18 protein-coding genes and 2 pseudogenes are annotated in these 23,042 nt (G+C 41.4%); 5 read left to right on the top strand and 15 right to left on the bottom strand.

The genetic code is table 11. The features are described from left to right. Nucleotides 1-41: 41 nt before the first annotated feature. The 3 genes from MKY98_RS03420 to MKY98_RS03410 are packed head-to-tail and all read left to right on the top strand — an operon-like array spanning nucleotide 42 to nucleotide 4,041. Nucleotides 42-1,721 (top strand): spore germination protein, encoded by a 1,680-nt coding sequence (locus MKY98_RS03420; RefSeq protein WP_029515882.1) that lies wholly within the window; start codon nucleotides 42-44, stop codon nucleotides 1,719-1,721. Between the two features lie 24 nt (nucleotides 1,722-1,745). Beyond that, nucleotides 1,746-2,849, top strand: coding sequence for a GerAB/ArcD/ProY family transporter (locus MKY98_RS03415; protein ID WP_069010932.1), 1,104 nt, complete (start codon nucleotides 1,746-1,748; stop codon nucleotides 2,847-2,849). After that, nucleotides 2,842-4,041, top strand: a complete 1,200-nt coding sequence (locus MKY98_RS03410) for a Ger(x)C family spore germination protein (protein ID WP_069010931.1) — start codon at nucleotides 2,842-2,844, stop codon at nucleotides 4,039-4,041. The genes MKY98_RS03415 and MKY98_RS03410 overlap by 8 nt, the downstream gene beginning before the upstream one ends. 37 nt (nucleotides 4,042-4,078) lie before the next feature. Here MKY98_RS03410 and MKY98_RS03405 read toward each other — a convergent pair whose 3' ends face one another. The 7 genes from MKY98_RS03405 to MKY98_RS03375 all read right to left on the bottom strand — a co-directional run bounded on the left by MKY98_RS03405 (nucleotide 4,079) and on the right by MKY98_RS03375 (nucleotide 13,974). Beyond that, nucleotides 4,079-6,121 (bottom strand): serine hydrolase domain-containing protein, encoded by a 2,043-nt coding sequence (locus MKY98_RS03405; RefSeq protein WP_069010930.1) that lies wholly within the window; start codon nucleotides 6,119-6,121, stop codon nucleotides 4,079-4,081. Nucleotides 6,122-6,244: 123 nt separating this feature from the next. Then, complete coding sequence (locus tag MKY98_RS03400; protein WP_069010929.1) at nucleotides 6,245-7,546, bottom strand: ATP-binding protein; 1,302 nt, start codon at nucleotides 7,544-7,546, stop codon at nucleotides 6,245-6,247. A 1-nt stretch (nucleotide 7,547) separates the two neighbouring features. Continuing rightward, nucleotides 7,548-8,288, bottom strand: coding sequence for a LytR/AlgR family response regulator transcription factor (locus MKY98_RS03395; protein ID WP_069010928.1), 741 nt, complete (start codon nucleotides 8,286-8,288; stop codon nucleotides 7,548-7,550). A 210-nt stretch (nucleotides 8,289-8,498) separates the two neighbouring features. Next, nucleotides 8,499-9,248, bottom strand: coding sequence for a trehalose operon repressor (gene treR, locus MKY98_RS03390; RefSeq protein ID WP_069010927.1), 750 nt, complete (start codon nucleotides 9,246-9,248; stop codon nucleotides 8,499-8,501). A 76-nt stretch (nucleotides 9,249-9,324) separates the two neighbouring features. Then, nucleotides 9,325-11,289 carry a PTS system trehalose-specific EIIBC component gene (gene treP / locus MKY98_RS03385; protein WP_069010926.1) on the bottom strand — a complete coding sequence of 655 codons (1,965 nt, stop codon included), beginning with the start codon at nucleotides 11,287-11,289 and terminating at the stop codon, nucleotides 9,325-9,327. Between the two features lie 90 nt (nucleotides 11,290-11,379). Next, entirely contained in the window at nucleotides 11,380-13,119 is a 1,740-nt protein-coding gene (gene treC, locus MKY98_RS03380) for an alpha,alpha-phosphotrehalase (protein ID WP_069010925.1), read from the bottom strand. 273 nt (nucleotides 13,120-13,392) lie between these two features. After that, on the bottom strand, nucleotides 13,393-13,974 hold the full coding sequence (locus MKY98_RS03375; RefSeq protein WP_069010924.1) for a LysE family transporter: 582 nt from the start codon (nucleotides 13,972-13,974) through the stop codon (nucleotides 13,393-13,395). 110 nt (nucleotides 13,975-14,084) lie between these two features. Between MKY98_RS03375 and MKY98_RS03370 the strand changes: the two genes are divergently transcribed. Further along, complete coding sequence (locus MKY98_RS03370; protein WP_081317545.1) at nucleotides 14,085-14,639, top strand: helix-turn-helix domain-containing protein; 555 nt, start codon at nucleotides 14,085-14,087, stop codon at nucleotides 14,637-14,639. A 185-nt stretch (nucleotides 14,640-14,824) separates the two neighbouring features. Here the strand turns inward: MKY98_RS03370 and MKY98_RS27030 are convergent. The 8 genes and pseudogenes from MKY98_RS27030 to MKY98_RS03330 all read right to left on the bottom strand — a co-directional run. Further along, nucleotides 14,825-14,956: pseudogene (locus MKY98_RS27030) on the bottom strand (maltose acetyltransferase domain-containing protein); the annotation flags it as partial. Nucleotides 14,957-15,139: 183 nt separating this feature from the next. After that, nucleotides 15,140-15,292: pseudogene (locus MKY98_RS03360) on the bottom strand (MFS transporter); the annotation flags it as partial. Nucleotides 15,293-15,476: 184 nt separating this feature from the next. Further along, entirely contained in the window at nucleotides 15,477-16,760 is a 1,284-nt protein-coding gene (locus MKY98_RS03355; protein WP_069010922.1) for an MFS transporter, read from the bottom strand. 5 nt (nucleotides 16,761-16,765) lie between these two features. Then, the gene (locus MKY98_RS03350; RefSeq protein ID WP_029515896.1) at nucleotides 16,766-17,422 is read right to left on the bottom strand and encodes an ArsR/SmtB family transcription factor; all 657 of its coding nucleotides are present in this window, start codon (nucleotides 17,420-17,422) and stop codon (nucleotides 16,766-16,768) included. Between the two features lie 193 nt (nucleotides 17,423-17,615). Further along, nucleotides 17,616-19,229 carry a glycoside hydrolase family 2 TIM barrel-domain containing protein gene (locus MKY98_RS03345; RefSeq protein ID WP_341010652.1) on the bottom strand — a complete coding sequence of 538 codons (1,614 nt, stop codon included), beginning with the start codon at nucleotides 19,227-19,229 and terminating at the stop codon, nucleotides 17,616-17,618. A 29-nt stretch (nucleotides 19,230-19,258) separates the two neighbouring features. Then, nucleotides 19,259-19,969, bottom strand: coding sequence for a sugar-binding domain-containing protein (locus MKY98_RS03340; protein WP_341010651.1), 711 nt, complete (start codon nucleotides 19,967-19,969; stop codon nucleotides 19,259-19,261). Nucleotides 19,970-20,048: 79 nt separating this feature from the next. After that, nucleotides 20,049-20,843, bottom strand: coding sequence for a Nif3-like dinuclear metal center hexameric protein (locus MKY98_RS03335; RefSeq protein WP_069010920.1), 795 nt, complete (start codon nucleotides 20,841-20,843; stop codon nucleotides 20,049-20,051). Nucleotides 20,844-20,964: 121 nt separating this feature from the next. Continuing rightward, the gene (locus MKY98_RS03330; RefSeq protein ID WP_029515899.1) at nucleotides 20,965-21,531 is read right to left on the bottom strand and encodes a 5' nucleotidase, NT5C type; all 567 of its coding nucleotides are present in this window, start codon (nucleotides 21,529-21,531) and stop codon (nucleotides 20,965-20,967) included. A 475-nt stretch (nucleotides 21,532-22,006) separates the two neighbouring features. Here MKY98_RS03330 and MKY98_RS03325 point away from each other — a divergent pair, with 475 nt between their 5' ends. After that, the gene (locus MKY98_RS03325) at nucleotides 22,007-22,990 is read left to right on the top strand and encodes a glycoside hydrolase family 5 protein (RefSeq protein ID WP_029515900.1); all 984 of its coding nucleotides are present in this window, start codon (nucleotides 22,007-22,009) and stop codon (nucleotides 22,988-22,990) included. The last annotated feature ends 52 nt before the right edge of the window (nucleotides 22,991-23,042 follow it).

Genomic DNA, 23,042 nt, shown 5'->3' with positions numbered 1-23,042 from the left:
CAACTTGTATCTTAGAATTGAATCGTTTGGAGGTGGTCATCTTGTGGTCTAAAATAATTTCTTATATTCCGAGCTGGAGTATACTCTTTCAAGCAGGCCTCGCGTTGATTATTCCTTTAGGGATTTATTATATAAACACCTCGATTTATTCGTTTGTCGGTAGTAAGGGAGCGAAATCCAAACATTCTTCCGGTCGGCCGCTCTCCGATGAAAATAACGAAGGGCACCTTGATCAACAGAATAAACCAAACTCTAAAATTACAGGGAATTACGATTCCGATTTAAATTCGATCCGAGAGTCTATAGGCGGAAATAGTGATGTGCATTTTCGTGAGTTTATGTTGAAAAAATTTCATGCTCGGTCCGTATTAGTCTTCATAGAAGGCATGCAGGATGAAAAGCTTATGAGCAATCAGGTATTGGAGGTCTTGATGTTTGAGGGCCAGCAGGACCAACAGGAACAGCCGGAAAGTATAAGTAGCTCTTTTATAAAAGATAGCTTGATGCCACTTACGCAAATTAGTGAAGTTACCAGTATGGAGGAACTGCACGAGTTCATCCTTTTAGGTCATACTGCCTTATTAATTGAAGGAATGAAGGAAGCACTACTGGTAGGCTCGCCTAATGGCGCCATTCGCTCCGTCAATGAACCAACCTCTGAAGCACTACTTCGGGGTCCCAGAATCGGTTTTACGGAAGTATTAAGTGAAAATACTTCGATGCTTCGACGCCAGGGCTTAAATAAAAGTCTGGAAATGAAGAAATTTCAAGTGGGAAGCCGAATCAAAAAGGATCTGGTTGTCGCGTACATCAAGGATATTGTGAATCCGGATCTTCTTGAAGAAGTAAACCGCAGAATATCAAAAATAGATATGGATTTTTTGGCTGAATCCGGTTATGTGGAGCAACTCATTGAAGACAATTACTTAAGTCCGTTCCAGCAGGTTCACAACACAGAGCGACCCGACCGTGTCATTAATGCATTACTGGAAGGAAGAATAGCCATTCTTCTGGACGGGACTCCCTTTGCACTTATTGTCCCGGTGACCTTCAGTATGCTGCTTCAATCTCCCGAGGATTATTATGAACGCTGGATTCCAGGTTCACTTTTACGTTTGCTGAGATTTTTTGGAGCTTTCATAGCGCTGATGGGCCCTGCTTTGTATATCTCTTTTATTTCATTTCATCCCGGTTTGATTCCGACCAAGCTGGTCATTAGCATCATTCAGACCCGTCAAGGCGTCCCTTTTCCTTCCGTCATTGAAGTCATGATTCTGGAAATTTCGATCGAAATCCTGCGGGAAGCCGGCATCCGATTGCCCAAACCCATTGGTCCTGCAATGGGCATTGTGGGAGGCTTGGTCATCGGCGACGCTGCTGTAAATGCGGGCATCGTCAGCCCCTTCCTGGTGATTGTGGTTGCGGTAACTGCCATTTCTTCATTTTCGATACCGACATACAGTGCGGGCATTACCTTGCGCCTACTGCGTTTCGTCGGCATGCTCTTTGCAGCAATCCTGGGGATGCTCGGAACCATATTGTTCTTTCTGTTGATTTGTATCCATCTGACGAAATTGAAAAGCTTCGGCGTCCCATATGTGACTCCCTTTTCCCCGATGCGTCTAAGCGACTTGAAAGATATGTACATCCGAGCTCCTATATCTCTAATGAAACGAAGACCTGTTATGATGAAAACGCAGCAAAAAAGGCGTAGACCATGATGCCAAGACGAAGGAGGAGCTACTGTGTTTAGACGCTCTGATGACAAGATCACAACGAAGCAGGCGGCTGTATTCCTGACCAATACCGTATTGGGCGCAGGGATTTTGACACTGCCGAGGGGTGTAACTGAACAAGTACAGACTCCTGATGCATGGCTTTCTGTCCTCATCGGTGGAGGTATTGTCATATTCGTCGTCTGGGTCATGGTGAAATTAAGTCAACAGTTTCCCGGAAACACCATATACCAATACTCCAGAAGAATTGTAGGCACTGTTCCGGGAGGAATCTTAAGCGTGCTATTGATTATATACTTTATAATCATTGCCGGCTTTGAAATACGTGTGTTAGCTGAAGTGACCATGTTTTTTCTACTCGAAGGCACACCTATCTGGGCAATTGTGATTCCATTTATCTGGGTAGGGAGTTATTTGGTTTTTGGAGGCATTAATTCTATCGCGCGACTGTACCAGATTGTACTTCCGATCAGTCTCTTCTTTCTGCTTTTCTGTTTTCTCTTTAGCTTAAGGATTTTTGAAATTGATCATCTTCGTCCCGTATTGAGTGAAGGGGTTTTACCCGTCATCAAGGGACTGAAATCAACTATCCTTGTTTTCAGTGGATGTGAAGTCGTCATGACACTGGTCGCTTTTATGCAACACCCCGAGAAAGCATTTAAGGCCATGGTAGTGGGGATCAGTATCCCTTTAATTTTGTACTTTTTGACCGTAGTTATGGTCATCGGCGGGCTATCGGTAGATTCCACTGTGACAAGTACTTGGCCTACCATTAATTTGATGCGCAGTTTTGAAATCCCCGGATTTCTTTTTGAACGTCTAGAGTTTCCACTGCTAGTGATCTGGATGATGCAAATGTTTTGTAATTCCTGCAGTTTTTTCTTCAATGCATCCTTAGGTGTTTCACAGGTGTTTGGTTTTAAATATCGTTATGCGGTTTTCGGTTTAATCCCGCTAATCTTTATCTCCACAATGACTCCTGTTCGTATGATGGAAGTGTTTAGCCTGGGCGATGCGATCGGATATATGGGAATCCTATTATTTATTTTGATTCCGGTATTTCTCTCCATTGTGTTCATGATCAGGAAGAAGGGAATGAAGCAAAATGTGTAGACGACCTATCCTATCTGTACTGCTTGCCTTTATTCTTCTGGTGACTCAAGTCGGTTGTTGGAGCAGCAAAGAAGTAGAGGAACTTAGCATATATACAGGACTTTCTCTGGATAAGGGGGAGCTCACTCCATTGGAACAGGATCTGGAGAAGAAAGGTAGCCGTTACTTCAAGAAAAATAAAATTACGGCCAGCGTACAAATCGTCCCCAAAAAATCATCTGGAAGCCCAAACCAACAAGGCGGAGGAGGGGGACAAGAGCCAAACTATAACAACATAACTGGCACAGGAGATTCTTTGCTTGAAATCTTCCGGCAGCTCTCTCTCCGTTTGGATCGCCCCGTTATTGGCCACCATCTAAAGGTCATGGTGGTTGCCACCGATTTGGCGAAAGAACAGACGATGCAGCAATTGATGGATTTTGCGCTTCGTGATAATGATATTCGCCCGAGTTGCTTGGTCTTCTTAAGCAAGGGACGAGCAGCTAGTACTTTAGTTACCAAATATAAGGAAGAAGTCCCATCCATTCATATTCTGTATATGCTTCGTAACCATTTCAGAACCAGCAAGGTAATGAGGGGGGTCAATTTGTCTGAATTGGATGGGATGATGCATTCCAAAAAAAGCTATATATTGCAAAACATCACTGAATCCGATGGGGAATTGGAATTTTCAGGTGCTGGTATTATTAAAGGAGATACCGGTCACTGGATAGGCAGTTTGGACCAACAAGACGTGGAGAGTATTGGCTGGATTACAGGTGATGTTAAGGGCGGAGCTGTAAAAACATATGACAAGCGGAATGAAGCTATAACTTACGAAATCAAATCGGTAAAAAGCAAAATAACAACTAAAGTAACCGAAGGCAACGATATCTCGTTTCACGTAAAAATTGAATCCAAAGGACGTTTAATCGAAAACTGGGATGATAAAGCGGACCCGACTGAGACACAAAACATGAAGGAGGCTGAGAAAGAGTTTGAAAAACAAGTGACTCGCAGGATTAAGTCTCTTATGCACAAATTACAGTCAGAATATAAAGTCGATGTTGCCGGTTTTGGTGACCATTTGCATATTGAGAAACCGCAGGTGTGGAAAAAGGTAAAGGATGATTGGGATTACAAATTCAGCAAAACACCCGTAACCTTTGATATAAAATTATCCATTACGGATTTAGGTTCATCTGCTGAATGAAATAGTCGCTCCTGAATTTACAGAAGCGACTACACACTTAATTCAAATTGATTTTAAATACATCCCCTGCATTGCCACCCAAAACGATCAAGCCACCTTTGGGCAGTACAACCGAATTGTTATTGCTAGCAGTTGAAAATTGTACAACCGCTCCGTTTTCATCATAGACAGCGAACCCTCCGCTTGTTGGAAAATCAACGGTCATCGTTTTATTGGCTGAGTTTTTATCTATTTTATACCATGTGGCTTGGCCATTAGATGGTATGGTATACACTGATTTTCCTCCCAAGATAGGTTTAACAGCATCTTCACTGATATAGGATTGTCCATCTATGGTTAAATACTCCGAACCATCCTTGGTATAAAAATTCAGATCAAATGCATCTCTTCCACTCATAACAGGAATCTCAACGGCATTTACTGCTTTATTCTCATCCACAATTTTAGTTCCACTTGCGTATCCATTATGATCAACGGATAGTTTTTTCGTTATAAATGAGGGAGCCAGATAAAATATGGAAGATATCTTTTCATCCAAAGCATAATAATTTTTCCCGTTTCTGTTTTCCCATGCCTTTTTAACTGTGGGATTTACAGGATTGGCATCTAGCTTTTGATACTCATAAGTCACCATAACCATTTGACTTAATCCCGGAAAGTCTAAATATAGGTTAGCCTTAATATACGTTTTCCCGTTTTTTTGTTGGTCAAAGCTTACAACTACACTTCCATCACTGCTTTTGAATTGTCCATTGCCTATATACACATATTTTTGCGCCGGGACGAATCCATCCAAGAAAGCAGGCAAATCAAACTCACCGTTTTTAATCTCTACATTGATGGTTGTACCCACAGAACCGTATAATCCCGAATAAGAAAGTAACTCAGATGGCATTTCCACCTTTACAGGAGGCTCAAATGTTTTCTCCGGTAGGATGTCTTTAATGATGCCCTTATCTTTTAAAACTTCCAATAAAATGTTAGAGGCAAAAATACTATCTAAGATGGAAGACCCTCCAGATGAAAGTACAGCCATAGAAATATGATGCTCTGGTATGGTGATCAAAGTAGAGTGATACAAAACAGTATCCCCACCCTTGGATAACGCTGTTATTCCGTAATCACTAAACGGTGCCAACTGAACCGCATCCCAACCAAGTCCATAATTAAAGCTGTTTGTCTCTTCAGGTACCCATATTCCTTTTCGATATTCATGACTTTGCATGGACTTCGCCGATTGGGCAGATAGAATATCGGGTCTGTTCCCCGTTAACACTTCTGAAAACATAGCCACCTCTTCTGCGGTGGAGTATAAGCCCCCTGTCCCGATGACATTGGCATTTTCAACCGGTAAGGCCCCCTCAATCGCAGGAAAATAAGTTTTGGACAGCTTTTGTCTATCAAATTGATCGAGAGGTGTTTTGGTAGATTTCAAACCTAAAGGGGTACTCATATGCTTTGCCAGGAAATCGGTGTAACTTAGACCGCTCACCCGCTCAACTAATATTTCAAGCAATTGAAATCCATCATTGGTATATACGGAATATTCGCCAGGGTTTGATTTTAAAGTTTCTGATTGCAACCTTAGCAAGAGCTCATCATGATTTTCTGTATCATTGTTATTAAATAACATACTATTTTTATAGTGAGCACCATAAAGACCTGACGAATGATTTAACAGCATACGCGGTGTAATTTGTTTGTATCTTTCATCAGACATTTTAAAGTCCTTAATGTATGTTGTTAATGGCTGATCAATATCTACCTTATGGGCATCCACCAGCATCATCGTTGCAGCAGATACATACATTTTGCTTGTAGAGCCTATACCGAACATCGTATCTTTGGTGATCGGCTCGTTGGTTGCTTTATTCTTTACACCCACGCTATCCGATAATACGATGTTTCCATGATCCATAATGGCATACTGCACACCGCTAACACCGTATTTGGATACCAGCTCCGAGGCCAGACTGCGAGCCTTTTCCTTGATAGGTTCATCAGTGCCTTGAGCAAAAGTATTCGTCATCGGCAGTACAAAAAGCATAGCAGAAACGAACACAGCTATTATTTTCTTCATTCCATATTTCCTCCTCTTATAGCTTCACCAGATTTTATTACTGACCTGATCATACAATGAACGAGGATTCTATATAAAAAAACACCCTTAAACGAAAAAAACAATCCCTAAACAACATGATGTCTAAGGAATGTCCTTATAAAATGGCAATAAAACCATATTATTGAATACTTTATTTTTCGTTTCAATGGTCATATTCCCACCATATTTGTCACATATTCTAGATATATTGGTTAAGCCAATGCCATGAACATCTGGGTTTGATTTTTGACTATGCAAATGAGCCACTTCATTCTCCACATGATTAAGGATGTGAATGAAAAGCGCGGACTCATTGGAATGTATTTTAATAAGAATGTACCTGTCATCCGCAATCTTGACCTTTTTAGATGCTTCTATGGCATTATCCAGCATATTCCCTAGGACTACACATAAATCATAACGTTCAATATTTACTTTCTGTGAATATAAGTTAAGTTGGGTATCTATCTTTATGCCATTGGCTTGCCCAATATTAAGACTATTCGTGACAAGAGCATCTATAACCAGATTACCGGTATTAACCCTTTGATATGCTCCTTCGATCTTATTTAAGGTAACCTTAATATGTTCACTCGCCTCTGCCAATTCATTTCTCTTGATACATTCTTCAATATACAAAAACTGTTGGTGTGTATCATGAATGATTCTTTTTATATTTTTGAAGCTGTGAACCGTTTTTTCGTAGTTAGCATCTTGGTAGTCCATCTGATGTTGTAATTGAGCATTTTCATGCATTAATTGAAATTTTTCAATGACATTATCAAAAATATATATGATAAAAACATTTAAGGAAATAAAGCCAATAATAGAACCAAAATAATACATATTCTTTTCACTATAAACAGATAAAACATTGACCTGGTATAAACTTATGATGGGAACGATTAAAAATAAAATATAGTAACGATGTTGCAAAGGGAAGGTTCTGCGTTTGGCAAATAGCCGTATAATCTGAATGACAGCAAACATGATAATGCAGCTGAGTAGCATAACCTTTGAGAATATTAAGTGATCTTGTCCACTCAAATAGATAAAGTTGCCAATTTTAACGGAGCCTACAACATATAAAATATAAAGAGATATAAAATTAACGCTGGTTATCAATACAGCATAAAGAATAGAAAAAATGATCTTTGTCTTTATTTCCACTGTATACGATTGCGCTAAACTAAATATGACAAGTAATGCTAAGATCGAAGCTATCGTAGGAGTCAAATAAACACTTAAATATAAGGAATCCAGCAATCCAAAAATAATGAAGTACACGAATCTGTTCGGCTTTCGATTGGACTTATCAAAAACCGAGTTAAAGTAAAAATTCACTTGGAAGCACATAACAAGGACAACGCAAAGATTAAGAAGCAGGGAGTTATATTCCATCATATTAATGCATCTTCATGATCATAAATTTGGTATATATATCTTTAACTTCTTTTATTTTAGAACGCCCAATAGGTAACTTCACATCATTTGACATCAAAACATCACCGCCAGCAAATTTTTTCACATGAATTAAGTTTATAATAATCGAACGATGAATTTGTAGAAAATTATGTTCTTTTAATGCTGAAGCATAGTCCGAAAGAATCCCTTTGCTATCATAGGTTTGAGTAGAGGTTACAAAATGTAGTTTGTTTTTTATGGTTAAGCTTTTGACCACTTCAATACTAATGATATCATCATATTTTAAAAGCACTTCCTCATAAGCTGACTTGATGATAACGAATTTTTTATCGAGAGATTGAAAATATTGACACAGCTTTATCATTTTTTCCTCAAAGATATGGGGAGCAATCGGTTTTATTAAATACTGAAATGTGACTACGTCAAAACTTTCCACCATATATTCAGGGTAGCTCGTTAAAAAAACAATCTGTTCATCCAGGTGATTTAAACTCCTTATTTTTTGGGCGGTTTGGATTCCGTTCATGCCACTCATTTCAACATCCAATATTAAGATATGGAATGGAGACTCATGGTTTTGATAATGAGATACCAGCTGTTCTCCGGAGTCGAATAATTCAACTTTAAATTCTATACTGGTCTTTATCGACAAAGTAATCAGCATATTTTTAACAAGCTCTCTCTGCTTGTGCTCATCATCGCAGATAGCCACTCTATACATAAATAACATACACCTCGTTTCCATTGCATTGATCATGGAATTGTATTCTAAACAGTATATAACCTTTTAATATTCTATAAACAGCTTTTGGATAAAACGCAAATTCAAATCCCTCAAATGCCAGTATACAAGCTGCTCAGCAGTTGCATCCAAGGTAAAAAAGAAACCCTCGTCTTAAAAGACGGGGTTTCTTAACTATATTATTGATCGTTATTTTAAAAAATCTGCTCTCTTGTCTCCACCGTGGGAACGTCTGGCAAAGTCGACAAATTGGAATTTGTCCAGCCGATGCCTTGACTCGGTATACTGGAACAACGTGGTGTCCTCCAGATAAACATAGTTACGTACTACGACCACATGAGTGTAGTTCTGAAGGTCCATCAGCCTATGATCTTCTTCGTCTGCATTTTCTACGGAAACGACTTTTTTTGCATAACTGATTTGAAGATGGAGCTCTCCCTCCAAATATTCGTAGATGGATCCACGACTAATTTCCTCAGTAAGCACAGATACAATGTCTGATCGAAAGTAATCTTTGTCCAATATGACGCATTCACCTTCAATTTCACGTGCACGAACGACTTTCCAGACCAAATATTTGTCTTTGTCAATCTCAAGATGATTGGCTATGTCATCTGGAACTGGAAGTAGTTGATTTTCATGTACAATGGTTCGTGATGTACGCCCAATCCGTTCGGACATTTCCTTAAAACTGACCAGACCTCCTATAGGAAAATCCATCCGTCCCATATCCAGAACAAAAGATCCTTTAGCTTTTATTTTATGGATATACCCATTTTGTGCAAGCAAATGGAGTGCCTTACGTACGGTTTCGCGAGAAGTGTTATACTCCCGGGCCAGTTCATTTTCAGATGGCATTTTCGTACCTGGAGCCAATTCGCCTGTCTGAATCTGTCCCGAATAATCCTGATAAATTTGCAAAAATATATTCTTTGTCAATTTTCATCACCACGTTCATTGTAGCATTCTTTCACTTCCCTGTTCACTATAATAGACTGTGCGAATTGAAACTGAATTAATTCCTATGACCTGATGAAGAATTCAAATGAATTTTCATTAAGGTATACTGCAAATCGTCTGCCTCACCTGGCAGTTCCTCAACCGATTTAATCATACTTTGGCCATCCGGGACAATGACAGGTGTAATGATGGGATATCCAGATTTCTGAATCAGATCACGGTCAAATTCCATCAATAGTTGTCCTTGTTTCACAGTTTGATCTGTCTCCACATGTATGGTGAATCCCTCACCCTTCAGTGACACCGTATTGATCCCCACATGTACCAGAATCTGTACACCTGTCGGATGCTCCAAAATCAAGGCATGCTTGCTTTTCATCATGATATGAATAACTTTTCCGCTGAAAGGGGCAAGAATCTTGCCATCCTTCGGTTCCACTGCGATACCGTGTCCCATCTGCCGTTCGGCAAAAGCCGGATCAGGAACCTGCTCCAATGGCACAACACGTCCCAGTACCGGAGTCTTTACTTCAAGCACATCCAGTGCAGAATTTTGACGGCCCGAATCTTTCCGTACGGAGTCGTTAGCTGGTGTAGCTGGAGTCTGACGGCGCTTATTTAGCAGTTTTCCATACATAAAGGTTAAAGTGAACGGTACAATCAATACGATCGCCATCCCAATGAAGAATACACCCCAGTTGTTTGGGAAAATAGACAAGAAGCCTGGAATCCCTCCCACACCAATGGAAGAAGCCATCACATGATTTACGGTAAGCAGTATACCTGCGATACCCGAACCGATCATTCCAAATACGAACGGATATTTATATCGGATATTCACCCCGAATATGGCAGGCTCGGTTACACCCAGAAAAGCAGACACAGAAGAGGTAAGAGCCAACCCTTTTCCCTTTTGCTCCTTCAATACCAGCATCATGGCCAATGCTCCGGCCCCCTGAGCGATATTGGACAGCGCCAGCATCGGCCAGAGGAACGTTCCACCCTGCGTACCAATTAATTGCACATCCACCGCCAGGAAAGTATGGTGCATTCCCGTAATCACGAGCAAGGAGTACAAGCCTCCATAGATCAAGCCTCCCACCGCAGGAGCCCAATCGAAAACGTATACAAGACCAGACGTAATAGCATTACCAATCATAAAAGTAACCGGACCGATCACTGTAAAAGCCAGAAATCCCGTTATTAATAATGTAATCGGTGCCACGAGTAACAGCTTAAATGAATCCGCTATCTTTTTATTTAGGAATTTTTCAATTTGTGCAAGTACGTAAGCGGATACTAAAACAGGTAAAACCTGTCCTTGATAACCAATCTTGTTCACTTCCCACCCAAACAAATTCCAAACCGGAACGGTTCCTTTGGTAACGGCATCCGCATAACCGTATGCACTTAATAGATCTGGGTGAACCAGAATCAGACCCAGTACAATCCCGAGTAAAGGACTGCCGCCAAACCGGACAACGGCTGACCATCCAATTAAGGCAGGTAGGAATGTAAAAGCGGTGCTGGCAATGGTGTTAATGATAGCAGCAAAGTCAGTCCATTGAGGATAGACCTGAACCAGAGCCATACCTTCGAAGAAAATCCCCTTGCCTGTCAAAATATTATTTATTCCAAGTAATAAACCTGCAGTCACGATTGCGGGCAAGATGGGGATAAAAATATCTGCCAGCGTCTTGATGGCACGCTGAATTGGATTTTGTTTTTTGCTTGCTGCATTTTTGACATCGTCTTTAGAAGCCCGACTACCTCCTGTAATGGAGATCATTTCGTTATATACCTTATCCACCAGGCCTGGACCAATCACGACCTGATACTGTCCTTGTGAAGAAAATTGGCCTTTGACCAAATCATTTTGTTCCAGTGCATCTTTATCTACCAGCTTATCATCATAAAGGGCAAATCGCAGACGAGTTACGCAATGCGTAGAGGCCTCTATGTTGTCTTTGCCACCAACGGCTTTTATAATGTCTTCTACCTGTGATCTTTCAATCGCCATCTAGCCCACTCCCTTAACGTTTGCTCTTTTTTAGCAGCAACCCCGGTTATAAAAAATAACGTTCCCGGGGTACTACTAGTTATCTCCATACTATTCACTAAGACTACGGACAATCCACATATATGAAGCATATGGGGCCAAAGTGATCTCTTGTTTTAGCTCCGGGACGTGCTGGGTATTACCTATTAAAAGCTCAGCCGCACCCAACGCTTGATTTTTTAATGATGAATAAAATGAATCCGGTATACGGAATTGCGCATCCTGTCCGCTAAAATTAGAGATGACGATCAAAGTCTCCTCTTCATTGCTGCGTTGATAGGCGTAGACCTGAGGATGAGCTTCGTCCAAACGTTGATAACTCCCGTCAGTAAGGACCTGCACCGTCTTACGCAGGTGAATCAGCTGACGGTAATGATTGTAGATCGAGTTCGGGTCCTCTAACTGAGACTGAACGTTGATCTGTGGATATCGATCATCTACCTTAATCCAAGGCGTGCCTGTAGTGAAGCCCGCATTGCGAGTGTTATCCCACTGCATCGGTGTCCTCGAATTATCACGAGACCGCTCTCGAATGATATTCAATGCTTCTTCTGCACTTTTGCCTTGTTCCTGTAAGATACGATACATATTCAGAGATTCAACATCCCGAAACTCTTCAATATCTGCCCACTGCGGGTTGGCCATCCCAATCTCTTCACCTTGAAATATATAGGGCGTTCCTTGAAGACCATGTAACGTGGTTGCTAGCAGCTTGGCACTTTCCGCATGGTATTCGCCATCATCCAAAAAGCGAGAGATCGCCCTTGGCTGATCATGATTGTTAAAAAACAATGCACTCCAGCCGCCACCTTGTTGCATGCCCGTTTGCCAATCCGAGAATAGCTTCTTCAACAATTCAAAATCATATGGCATCAATTCCCACTTATGTCCATTTGGATAATCTACCTTCAAATGATGAAAATTAAAGGTCATGGACAATTCTTTTCTTTCTGGATTGGAATAACGGATACAGTGATCCAGTGAGGTGGAGGACATCTCCCCTACAGTGACACTGTTATACGCTGAGAATACTTTCTCATGTAATTCATGAAGGTATTCATGCACACTTGGGCCGTCCGTATAATACTTACGCCCGTCCCCAGGAGCCGTGCTTCCATCGTCGTCCGAGAATTGCTGATCTTTGGAAATCAAATTAATGACATCAAGTCGGAAGCCACTAACTCCCTTCTCTGCCCAAAATTCCAGCACATTAACAACTTCCTGACGAACTTTGGGATTTTCCCAGTTTAAATCCGCCTGCGTCTTATCAAACAGTGTCAAGAAATATTGGTTTGTAGCCTCGTCATACTGCCAAGCTGGTCCACCAAACTTGGAAATCCAGTTGTTCGGAGGTCCTTCATCGGGTGCTGGGTCACGCCAGATATAATAGTCCCTGTACTCACTATCCTTAGAAAGCCGCGCCTGCTGAAACCAGACATGCTCTGTGGAAGAATGGTTAACCACGATGTCGATCATCAAGTGCATCCCACGCGCCCGAATTTCCCGGCTCAATTCTTCAAAATCCTGCATTGTTCCATAGTCAGGATTAATCCGGCAATAATCGGCTACATCATACCCGTTATCACGTTGTGGTGAGACATATACAGGCTGCAACCAGACAATATCGGTACCCAGTTTTTGCAAATAATCCAGCTTTTGCGTCAGTCCTCTTATATCACCGGTTCCTTTACCCGTCGTATCGTTAAAACTTTTGGGATAAACCTGATAGACTACTGATTTTCGCCACCAGTCCTTATCTTGAGGAACCAAAGTCCTATTCGTTGCTTCCATTCATGCTCATTCCTTCCTTGCGAAATGAAGTAGCGTAAAAAATAATATAACGCTTTCAATATCTTGTATATACAAGATTAAGTCATGTATATACAAGTTGTCAACAGCTTTATTTATTAAGGTAATACCCGTTTTGCAGCTAAATGATCAGGAGACTCATCCATTCTGTCCGATTGTATGTTATAACTCGTAAAATAAGCTCAATTCACACGAAAAAAAAGCTCCTGCCTATAGTCAGGAACCTTTCTTTTCTATGATGGAAACGGTATTCATTTACATCCATATCGATAGTGCACTATAAAGGAGCAATAAGGACATTATGATATTGAAGGAGCGCTCATACTTGTTCAAGAAACGCTGAAACATAGCCCCAAAAATCGCCCAGCACACTACAGCTATAAAACCAATACAGGTCAAAAGTAATGAAATCATAATAAGCTCTATATACGATACATCATAAGGCATAACAAACGTTGAAATGACCGTAATACCATACAAAATGACTTTTAAATTGATAAATTGCAGCAGCAATCCTGATTTGAAGGAATATCCTTCATTGTGATCATTATTTTTAGAAGAAGGTTTGCTCTTCGCTATTTTTATCGCCAGATAAAGCATGTACAGACTACCGAGTACATTCATCCAGATTTTAACCCGTGGCAAAAAATGATACAAAGCAAGATTAAAATAGCAGGCTAACAGCATAATAGCGAAACAGCCCGCTGTTACTCCCAGCAAAAATGGAAATGCTTTTCTCAAACCTAACCGCCTGGCACTGTCTAATGACATAATATTGTTGGGTCCGGGCGTAAAGCTGGTAACAATCACATAAGAAAGAAACGGAATAACCGGCATGCAACAATCAACTCCAGTATGTTATAATTGTATAAAGTGTGCGTTAAAACGCACGTTTGTACTTTATGATTGTACAATACGTTCTTTATAAAGCACAATAGGGGCGAATAATTATGGAGAATATTAATCTGATTTTAAGTAAAAATTTGAAATATCTAAGAAATGAACGAAAATTAAGTTTAGATAAATTAGCCGATCTGACGGGGATCAGTAAAACGATGCTTGGTCAGATTGAGCGGGGAGAATCAAATCCTTCGATTACAACCGTATGGAAAATTGCGAACGGTTTGAAAATCTCTTTCACTGCCCTGATTAATGAACCCCCTGCAGATGCAGTAGTCGTTCCGAAAACCAAGGTGCAAGTGCTTGAAGAAAATAATCACTATCGGTTGTATCCGTTTTTTCCCTATGAAGGAAGTAGAAATTTTGAGGTTTACACCGTAGAGATTGAAGCAGGCGGGGAACTGAGTTCAGCGCCACACCGTGAAGGTACAGAAGAATTTATTACGGTATTTGAGGGTGAAATGGTGATAAAAGTCAGCGAAGAAATGTACACAGTTAAAGCTGGAGATTCAATCCGGTTTAAAGCAGACCGTCCACACATTTACTATAATCTAGGAGAAACACTAGTTCGGATGAATATGATTATTTATTACTCTGTATAGTTCAATCTTGAAGACCATAAGCATACTAGTCTTTAAATTAAATGATCCTATTAAAATAAAGAGCTATTTTAATAGGATCATCGGAACAAATATTAAATGCTTTGCCTGTATGCTGTTTAGGAGATTTCAATCTGCTTAATTATTCGTGCTGGATTTCCAGCTACAACCACATGATCTGGAACACGATCCGTCTCTGTCGTCTGATTAAAGAGACGGACACATCTTCTCGCATACTCTCTTTCACTCGTTAATTGAGGATCAGCAGCTACATACAGTTCTCCATCTATCATCTTTTGTTTTTCCGTTTTCATAGTCATGCGACAATCCCCTTTATTTTTTAATCTGATTTTTTCTTTCACTCCAATGGGTTGGGCTGCACCCGATATCAAACCAGCGACCATAACGCCAACAAGCACTACAATCAAGGCATGCAGAAGTTCCAACATGTTCACCTAAAAACCCTAAGCCTGGGGGATCTATAAGTAGTCCCGCTAAAGAAATGCAGCTAATCCAAAAATAATGATTCCCATTTCGGCAGTCGAGACATGTAAATTACCCCGTATAGTAGGCGTTCGAGATACCCAGGAAGCAAAAGCTACACCCGGTAAAGCGAACAACAAAAACAAGATATTACGAATTACCCGAGGATTCATGGATGATTCTACTGGCATTTACATATCTACTTATCACCACTTTTTATTAATGTTTTAATAAGTTATATCATAATTAGTCATTCTATTCGTATCCAAACTATTTGTCAAAAAGAGAACTATGGCTGCTTCCCCCCGACAGTTAGGTAAACACAAAAAAACGACCATAAGGTCGTTTTTTGCTAGTCTATGCTCTCTTTGAACGCATCCATAACATGATAGGAAGTAACGCCAGCGCCAGAATTCCTCCCGCATAAGAAAGTATGGAATAGCTTGAATTTGCTACGATCATCCCGGACAGTGCTCCTCCCGAAGCTCCTGCCAAAGCAATAAGTACGTCCACCGATCCCTGTACCTTAGCTTGATTAGATATTGTCGTCGAATCTACAATCAAAGCGGTTCCACTAATCAGTCCAAAATTCCACCCTATCCCTAAAAGAGAAAGCGCCACAATAAGCAAAACCATCGAATCAGTGGGAGCCAACGCAGCTACTACGCCAGCGAGAAGTAGCGTTACAGCTGAAGCCATCGCCATCGCTATACGACCAATCTTATCGACAAGAATACCCGTAACTAGAGACGGAAGATACATAGCACCAATATGAAAACCGATGACTAATCCTACTTCGCCGAGTCCATGTCCATGGTGCTTCATATGTACGGGAGTCATCGTCATAATCGCAACCATGACAATTTGAGTTATTATCATGATTAAAGCGCCAAGAATAATTCCTTTTCTACCATCACGAGTAGCCTCAAGATCAGAAGACGACTGGCTTCCTTGTGCCGCCTGATTCGCAACTGCTTTGGCCACCAATAAAGGGTCAGGATGAAGAAGTAGCAATAATATTATGCCTGCTAATGTATAGGCTACCGCCGCTAAAAGAAAAGGTCCCGCTAAACTGGGAACTCCAATGGATAACGCAAACTCTCCGGTAACGTTAACTAAGTTGGGACCGGCTACCGCTCCGATCGTTGTAAAGACCATAGCCATACTCGCAGCTGTTGCCCTCTGCTTTGAACTTGCGAGATCTGTACCGGCATAACGAGCCTGCAGATTTGTAGCCGTTCCCGATCCATAAACAAGAAGGGAGACTAGAAGCAGGGTAATACTATTCATAAGGGCTGCAACAACGACACCGATCGCCCCAACTCCCCCTGCAATAAAACCGAGTCCCAGCCCCATTCGTCGGCCGAATCTTTGGGAAAACCGACCAACGAGGAGCGCTGCAGCCGCTGAACCAAGTGTAAATAGTGCCGCAGGAATCCCCGTAAATTTATCCGTACCCAGCATATCTTGCGCCAACAACGCACCAACGGTTACTCCGGCAGCAAGTCCGGCGCCTCCAAAAATTTGAGAGAAAATAACGGTGATAAGCGTACGACGATACAGTTTTCTTTGCTTATCTGAAGATTCCGCATAGGAATTGATAAGCGCTTGCCTCTTCTGCGAAGCATTCGTCAAATTCATTAAGGCTAACTTCCTTCCCTGATAAAGTCGTTCCAATCGTGAACACTCTTATCCAAGTGTCTAGCTTCGAAACCACGAGCCTGCAACAATGCAATAGCTCTAACCGCCATTAAGCAATACGGGCCTCTGCAATAAGCCACAATCTTCGAGTCGGCTGGCAACAAAGATAACTGCTCCGCTAATTCTTCAATTGGAACGGAAACAGCCCCCGGTATATGAGCAGTTTCATATTCATCTCGCGGCCGTACATCAAGAAGTGTGACCTCTCCTTTTTCCATCCGCATTGCCAATTCTTCCATTGTGACTCCTTCAACATCCGAGAATTGACCCAAAAATTGCTCCTTAATGTGCTGAACTTCAATTAACTGCTTTTCAGACAGGTCATACAGTGAATTTAAAAAGTGCAAAACAGATGAATCAGAAAGTTCATAATACACAAAGTTTCCCTGCTTTTTGGATTGAACCAACTTAGCTTGATATAGAGTTTGTAGATGCTGAGAAACATTGGCAACGGACATCGAAGTCATTTTAGATAGAACTTCAACTGATTTGGGTCCTTGTATGAGAATATCAAGAATTTCCAACCTTTTCGGGCTGGACAAGCATTTTCCGATCCGTGCGTATTCGGTGAAAAGCCCATCTTTGAAATCTCGTTCGTTCACTATTAAACACCCCATCCATTAAACTATTCAATTAATTTCTTTAATACCGAAATTATAAAACTTTCTTATTTTTATGTCAATTCTGAAACCTACCTATATATAAAAATAAAAAAGACCAGCCCAGAAGCTGGTCAAGAGTAACAATAATACGTAAGCTAAAATACAATGTCTTTACTGAATCAACCTTGAATTGTCATTTATATTCTTGTTCCACTTTCAGCCTGGTTTCTCCCAGTAACCCTCCATCTGCTGATGCTTGAAGCAACAGCTCACCAGCCACATTCCCAGATTGTACAACCACAAGACACCTTCCTCTGTGTGTTCGTCTCTCATTCCCCTTGTAGGGTTCATCACTGGTGAGGTCCCCATTGTCTACTCCAAGGATGCGACCATTCCCATGTAGTTTAAAGGTTAATTCAACATCCTGGTTAGGTACAATGATCCCATGTTGGTCTATGACGGTTACTTCTACATGAGATATCTCATGCCCATCAGCAGGTAGAACCGTCCGATCGGCCTCCAACTTTAGAGCATAAGGAGTCCCGGCAGTAGTCAGTTCATGCTCACAAACCTTCTCGTTTCCATTACGACCCACAGCTCGGATTTTGCCCGGTGTATAGGGAAGCTCCCATAGGATTAAATGATTAGGGTAATCCACTAGCTTCCTCTCACCGTATAATTCATCATTCACGATCAATTCCACACTCTCACAATTGGTGAAGGTAACCAACCGTATCAATTTTCCACCGTAGTCAGGAAATGTCCAGTGATCTTCCATGGCCGGAGATTTCCAGTGCATTGTCCATGTCGGATTAAATTCCGATTTCATATGTTCGTTAAATGCGGCTATGTGCACAACAGGCTGATTAGACCATAAGCTTTGTTGGAGATAAGATACTGGTTTGCGGAATCCGCAAGTATCAATCAGGCCCGAAGACCACCCTTTGGAGGGATAGCTCGTTTCTCCCAAATAGTCAATTCCACTCCAAACAAATTGACCGATCACATAATCATGATTAGCGACATCAAACCAGGGATTCATAAGCAAATAACCTTTAACCCGGTTATCCTTGCCCCGATAGTATGGAAACGTCTCGGTTCCAAGGATAAGCATATCCGGCATGGCCGCCCTATAGTGCTCATACCACTGCTCCTGATAGTTTAACCCCAGAACATCCACTCGTTGTGCCAGCTGCTTAGTATGCTCCACTTTGGCCTCAATCGAACCCTCACGCAAGCTGATCGGTGTATTATGCGGCTCAAGCGCATATGTAACCGATCGGGTTGGGTCTTTTTCATGGCAGAAACCCACGAGCTGCTCCAACATTTTTAGCATGGATGGCTGCCCTTGGTTTTCCACTTCATTCCCAACGCTCCACATGAAAACACTGGGATGGTTCCTGTCTCTGAGCAACATTGCCTCCAGATCTTTTTCCCACCACTCATCATATAAATGCTCATAGAAAAGAGATTTCCACTTATCAAAAGCCTCATCAACCACCAAGAACCCCATCTGGTCACATAAATCTAATAATTCGGGCGCCATCGGGTTATGAGCAAAACGGATCGAGTTACAGCCCATTTCCTTCAGCTTTTGCAGCCTTCTTTTCATGGCTGTATCATGGTAAGCAGCCCCCAGACAGCCTAAATCATGGTGAATGCACACTCCCTTTAGCTTTAAGCTGTGCCCATTCAAAAATAAACCTTTTTGTGTATCCAGCTTCACTTCTCTTATGCCAAAAGAGGTACAATAACGATCCACCTCTGTATTGTCGCAATAGATCGTCGTCTGGGCTTCGTAGAGCACTGGGTTGTCCGGTGACCATAGTTCTGGCTCTAAAACTCGCGTTTTTGCTCTATTTCCCCCGTTTCACAGCTCGAAAGAGTAACTCGGTTTTCCACTTTTCCTTGGATCTGTCCCTGTGGGTCCAGCATTTCAGTCATAATCGTACACTCTACGGCATGCGCGTGTTGATTAGTGACCTGGATTCTGACAGTCACCTTGGCTTCATCTGGCGAAATTTCAGGTGTGGTAATGTAAGTCCCCCATTCGGTTATATGAATATAATCCGTACAAATCAGCCAAACATTACGATAAATACCGGCCCCCGAATACCATCTGTCAGGTGAAAGAATCGTATTGTCCACTTTGACGGCAATCACATTTTCCTCATCCCACCGAATATATGGAGTCAAATCATATTGAAAGCTAACATATCCATAGGGTCGCTTGCCCACAAAATGCCCATTGATCCAAACCTCACTGTTACTGTGAATGCCATCAAATTGTATGTATACGCGCTGTTTTGGAGAGGAGGGCTTCACATTAAAATGCTTTCTGTACCATCCGACAGACCATCTTGGCAAATAAGCCTGATTGCCACCATACAGCATATGTGGATCAAAGGACTTTTCAATGCTCCAATCATGAGGGACATGAAGGAGCCGCCAATGCTCATCGTTGTAGTCCATTTTCTCAGCACCCGCGTAATTTCCTTCTATAAATCTCCAGTCTGTTTTGAACGGCATAATCACTCTGCTTCCCATGATCTCGCCTCCATTTCATAAAGTGGATGAACGGATATAACAGCAGTGCTGGATGACCATCACAAAAAACGTGTTCTCATTACAATATTTGAAACACCGGGTGATCTTCAATAAAGTGTACGGGAAGCATCGGAAATTGGGCGGAAAGCACATCTGCGAGATACTTCATCCCAGGTGCTTCACTTTCAGCATGTCCCAGCATGATAAGTGCTCTACTGTGCCCTTGATAGACAGCATCTTTAACATATTCTGGTGTTTCCCATTCTGGGCCTTCACCGGCGATGACTACATCTACATTTTCATTTAGAAATAATGGAATGGCTAGATCGCCACCTCCCCTGTATCCTACTGAAATTCCCACTCGTTCACATGGCATGGAAACCTCGCCAGCCACCCGTACATAACGAATATGTAGTTTGGCTTTGATATATTCAGCGATCTCCTTAACTTTCATAGCGGGAATAGTCAAAATGGCGGCCGTCGGCTGCTGTTTTACCATGTAGTTGTGCCAGCCAAGCGCCTGAAGAAGCCCAACCATCACTCCATCCGGTTGATAACGATGTATGGTGTCATGAAACCGATAAATGCCTATACCTGCATCGGCAATGAGGCGAGATTTTTGCGAAAAAACCGGATCATGTAGTAGACACTCATGCATCCTCTGATGACTATAAAAAATGCCTTCATGTGTAATGATAAAATTTGCACCTAGAGAAATAGCTTGTTCTATCACGTACTGTGAAGCGGAGAAAGCGGTTACAATTCCTTGCACCTCAGTATCTACAGATCCTGGGTCCAGCAGATCTACGGTGGTGTGGGGTAGGCTTATTCCCTTGGTCAGATGATTCACAATCAGACCCATAGTCATGGTCATACACGTTCCCTCCTCATGGATAATGCATAGCAATTGTACCATTTTATTTCAGCCATAGGCGCTATTCTTTCTAGCAAAACAGCCAGTTCCAGAGGAGCCAGCTGTTTTACGAATAATTCTATTATTTATACAGAACTCCTAAAATGGAGTCGATTCGTTCTTTTGCTCCTTGCCAGGATGTCATGACGGGGAACTCATATTGCTCTCTTGCTCTCAGATTCCATGGATGAGGAATACAAAGCACCTTTTTCCCCTCCTTTAGCGCAGGTACTAAATTATGAGGGCCATCATCAATCAGGAGATCATAGTTAATCAGGTTCTTTCGTTTACATGGGAAAAAGTTCTCGATCGGAATGAATGGCATATGTCTTTGAAGCCAATTCCATTTCTCTACGACGGTCTTGGGCTCTGCCGCTGTCACAATAATGACATCAAAAGCATTGCAAAGCTTCTCCATTTCTTCTACAACATAATCGTCAAACAGTTCAAGTTCCTCAAACAAACCCGGTCGCCCATAAAATACATCATGCGTGCTTTTGGGATGACGTAGATGATCGGTGTTCCAATCTAACATTTCTTCATAACGAAGCGGATGAGTGGGAAATTCACTATTGTTATGGTATATGGCTCGTTTGACGAGATGACAGATGGTATCGTCCATATCGACTGCAATGATTGGTTTTCTCATCAGCTTGCCCCTATTCACTCTGGTAAAATTTTTCACAAGAATATCATACTATAATTTAATATCGCGGTGAAGCTTAGGTATTGCTGTCCGATAGATCTCACCTTTGTTCAAAATAATTAACCAAGAAAAACGTTAGGTCAACCTACACAAATTCGGAATATCACAGAAATATAGTTAGGTTATTTTTATCAATATAAACTAAATTTTAAACAAACATAAACAATAAATACAATGAAACCACAGAAAATAGCACTTAAATAATACATCCATGTGTTTATACTTCAAAAACACAAAAAAATAACCAAAATAACCGATTGAATAACAAAAACACAAATGATAGAATAACAAAAATAACTTTTTTCATATTTGAAAGCGCTTAATTTTGTGTTTAGCTTACTGCTATTTACACACTTACATACCTAACTTCATCTCTGTATAGCAGGAAGTTGAATAATATATTTAGGGAGGAATAAAAATGAAGGTATTGTTAAGAAAATCACTATTGTCTGGAATGATCGGCTTGCTCATCATGATTGGTTTAGGAGGAGTTTTCTCCAAGGTAGAAGCTGCTTCAGGATTTTATGTAAGCGGTACCAAATTGTATGATTCTACAGGCAAGCCATTTGTTATGAGAGGCGTCAATCATGCTCACACATGGTACAAAAACGATCTTTATACAGCGATCCCGGCAATTGCCCAGACAGGTGCTAATACCGTCCGAATTGTCCTTTCTAACGGAAACCAGTACACCAAGGATGATATTAATTCCGTGAAAGATATTATTTCTCTCGTCTCCAACCATAAAATGATTGCTGTGCTTGAAGTTCATGATGCTACAGGCAAAGACGACTACGCGTCTTTGGATGCAGCTGTGAACTACTGGATTAGCATAAAGGATGCTCTGATCGGCAAGGAAGACCGGGTTATCGTAAACATTGCAAACGAATGGTATGGTTCTTGGAATGGAAGTGGTTGGGCTGATGGATACAAGCAAGCGATTCCCAAGCTGAGAAACGCAGGTATCAAAAATACACTCATCGTCGATTGTGCCGGATGGGGACAATATCCTCAATCTATCAATGACTTTGGTAAATCTGTATTCGCAGCTGATTCTTTGAAGAATACGGTATTTTCCATCCATATGTATGAGTTCGCTGGTAAAGATGTTCAAACTGTTCGAACCAATATTGATAACGTTCTGAATCAAGGACTCGCTCTGATTATTGGCGAATTTGGCGGTTACCACCAGGGAGCAGACGTCGACGAGACAGAAATCATGAGATACGGTCAATCCAAAGGAGTAGGCTGGTTAGCCTGGTCCTGGTATGGTAATAGTTCCAATCTTTCCTACCTTGATCTTGTAACAGGACCTAATGGCAATCTGACGGATTGGGGGAAAACTGTAGTTAACGGAAGCAACGGGATCAAAGAAACATCGAAAAAGGCTGGTATCTACTAAACGTACTATCAGAAAGTAAAAAAGGCTCATGGTTGAACGACCATGAGCTTTT

This window comes from Paenibacillus sp. FSL M8-0228 (assembly GCF_038007385.1).
Classification (GTDB): domain Bacteria; phylum Bacillota; class Bacilli; order Paenibacillales; family Paenibacillaceae; genus Paenibacillus; species Paenibacillus polymyxa_D.
This window is presented reverse-complemented; position numbering and strand designations above follow the sequence as displayed.

Excerpts from the sequence above, each read along its gene's own strand:
- MKY98_RS03400 (WP_069010929.1), bottom strand. The coding sequence starts at position 7,546 with ATGATGGAATATAACTCCCTGCTTCTTAATCTTTGCGTTGTCCTTGTT.
- MKY98_RS03410 (WP_069010931.1), top strand. The coding sequence starts at position 2,842 with ATGTGTAGACGACCTATCCTATCTGTACTGCTTGCCTTTATTCTTCTG.
- MKY98_RS03405 (WP_069010930.1), bottom strand. The coding sequence starts at position 6,121 with ATGAAGAAAATAATAGCTGTGTTCGTTTCTGCTATGCTTTTTGTACTG.
- MKY98_RS03330 (WP_029515899.1), bottom strand. The coding sequence starts at position 21,531 with ATGAGAAAACCAATCATTGCAGTCGATATGGACGATACCATCTGTCAT.
- MKY98_RS03335 (WP_069010920.1), bottom strand. The coding sequence starts at position 20,843 with ATGACCATGACTATGGGTCTGATTGTGAATCATCTGACCAAGGGAATA.
- treC (WP_069010925.1), bottom strand. The coding sequence starts at position 13,119 with ATGGAAGCAACGAATAGGACTTTGGTTCCTCAAGATAAGGACTGGTGG.
- treP (WP_069010926.1), bottom strand. The coding sequence starts at position 11,289 with ATGGCGATTGAAAGATCACAGGTAGAAGACATTATAAAAGCCGTTGGT.
- MKY98_RS03355 (WP_069010922.1), bottom strand. The coding sequence starts at position 16,760 with ATGAATTTGACGAATGCTTCGCAGAAGAGGCAAGCGCTTATCAATTCC.
- MKY98_RS03325 (WP_029515900.1), top strand. The coding sequence starts at position 22,007 with ATGAAGGTATTGTTAAGAAAATCACTATTGTCTGGAATGATCGGCTTG.
- MKY98_RS03395 (WP_069010928.1), bottom strand. The coding sequence starts at position 8,288 with ATGTATAGAGTGGCTATCTGCGATGATGAGCACAAGCAGAGAGAGCTT.
- MKY98_RS03340 (WP_341010651.1), bottom strand. The coding sequence starts at position 19,969 with ATGGGAAGCAGAGTGATTATGCCGTTCAAAACAGACTGGAGATTTATA.
- MKY98_RS03375 (WP_069010924.1), bottom strand. The coding sequence starts at position 13,974 with ATGCCGGTTATTCCGTTTCTTTCTTATGTGATTGTTACCAGCTTTACG.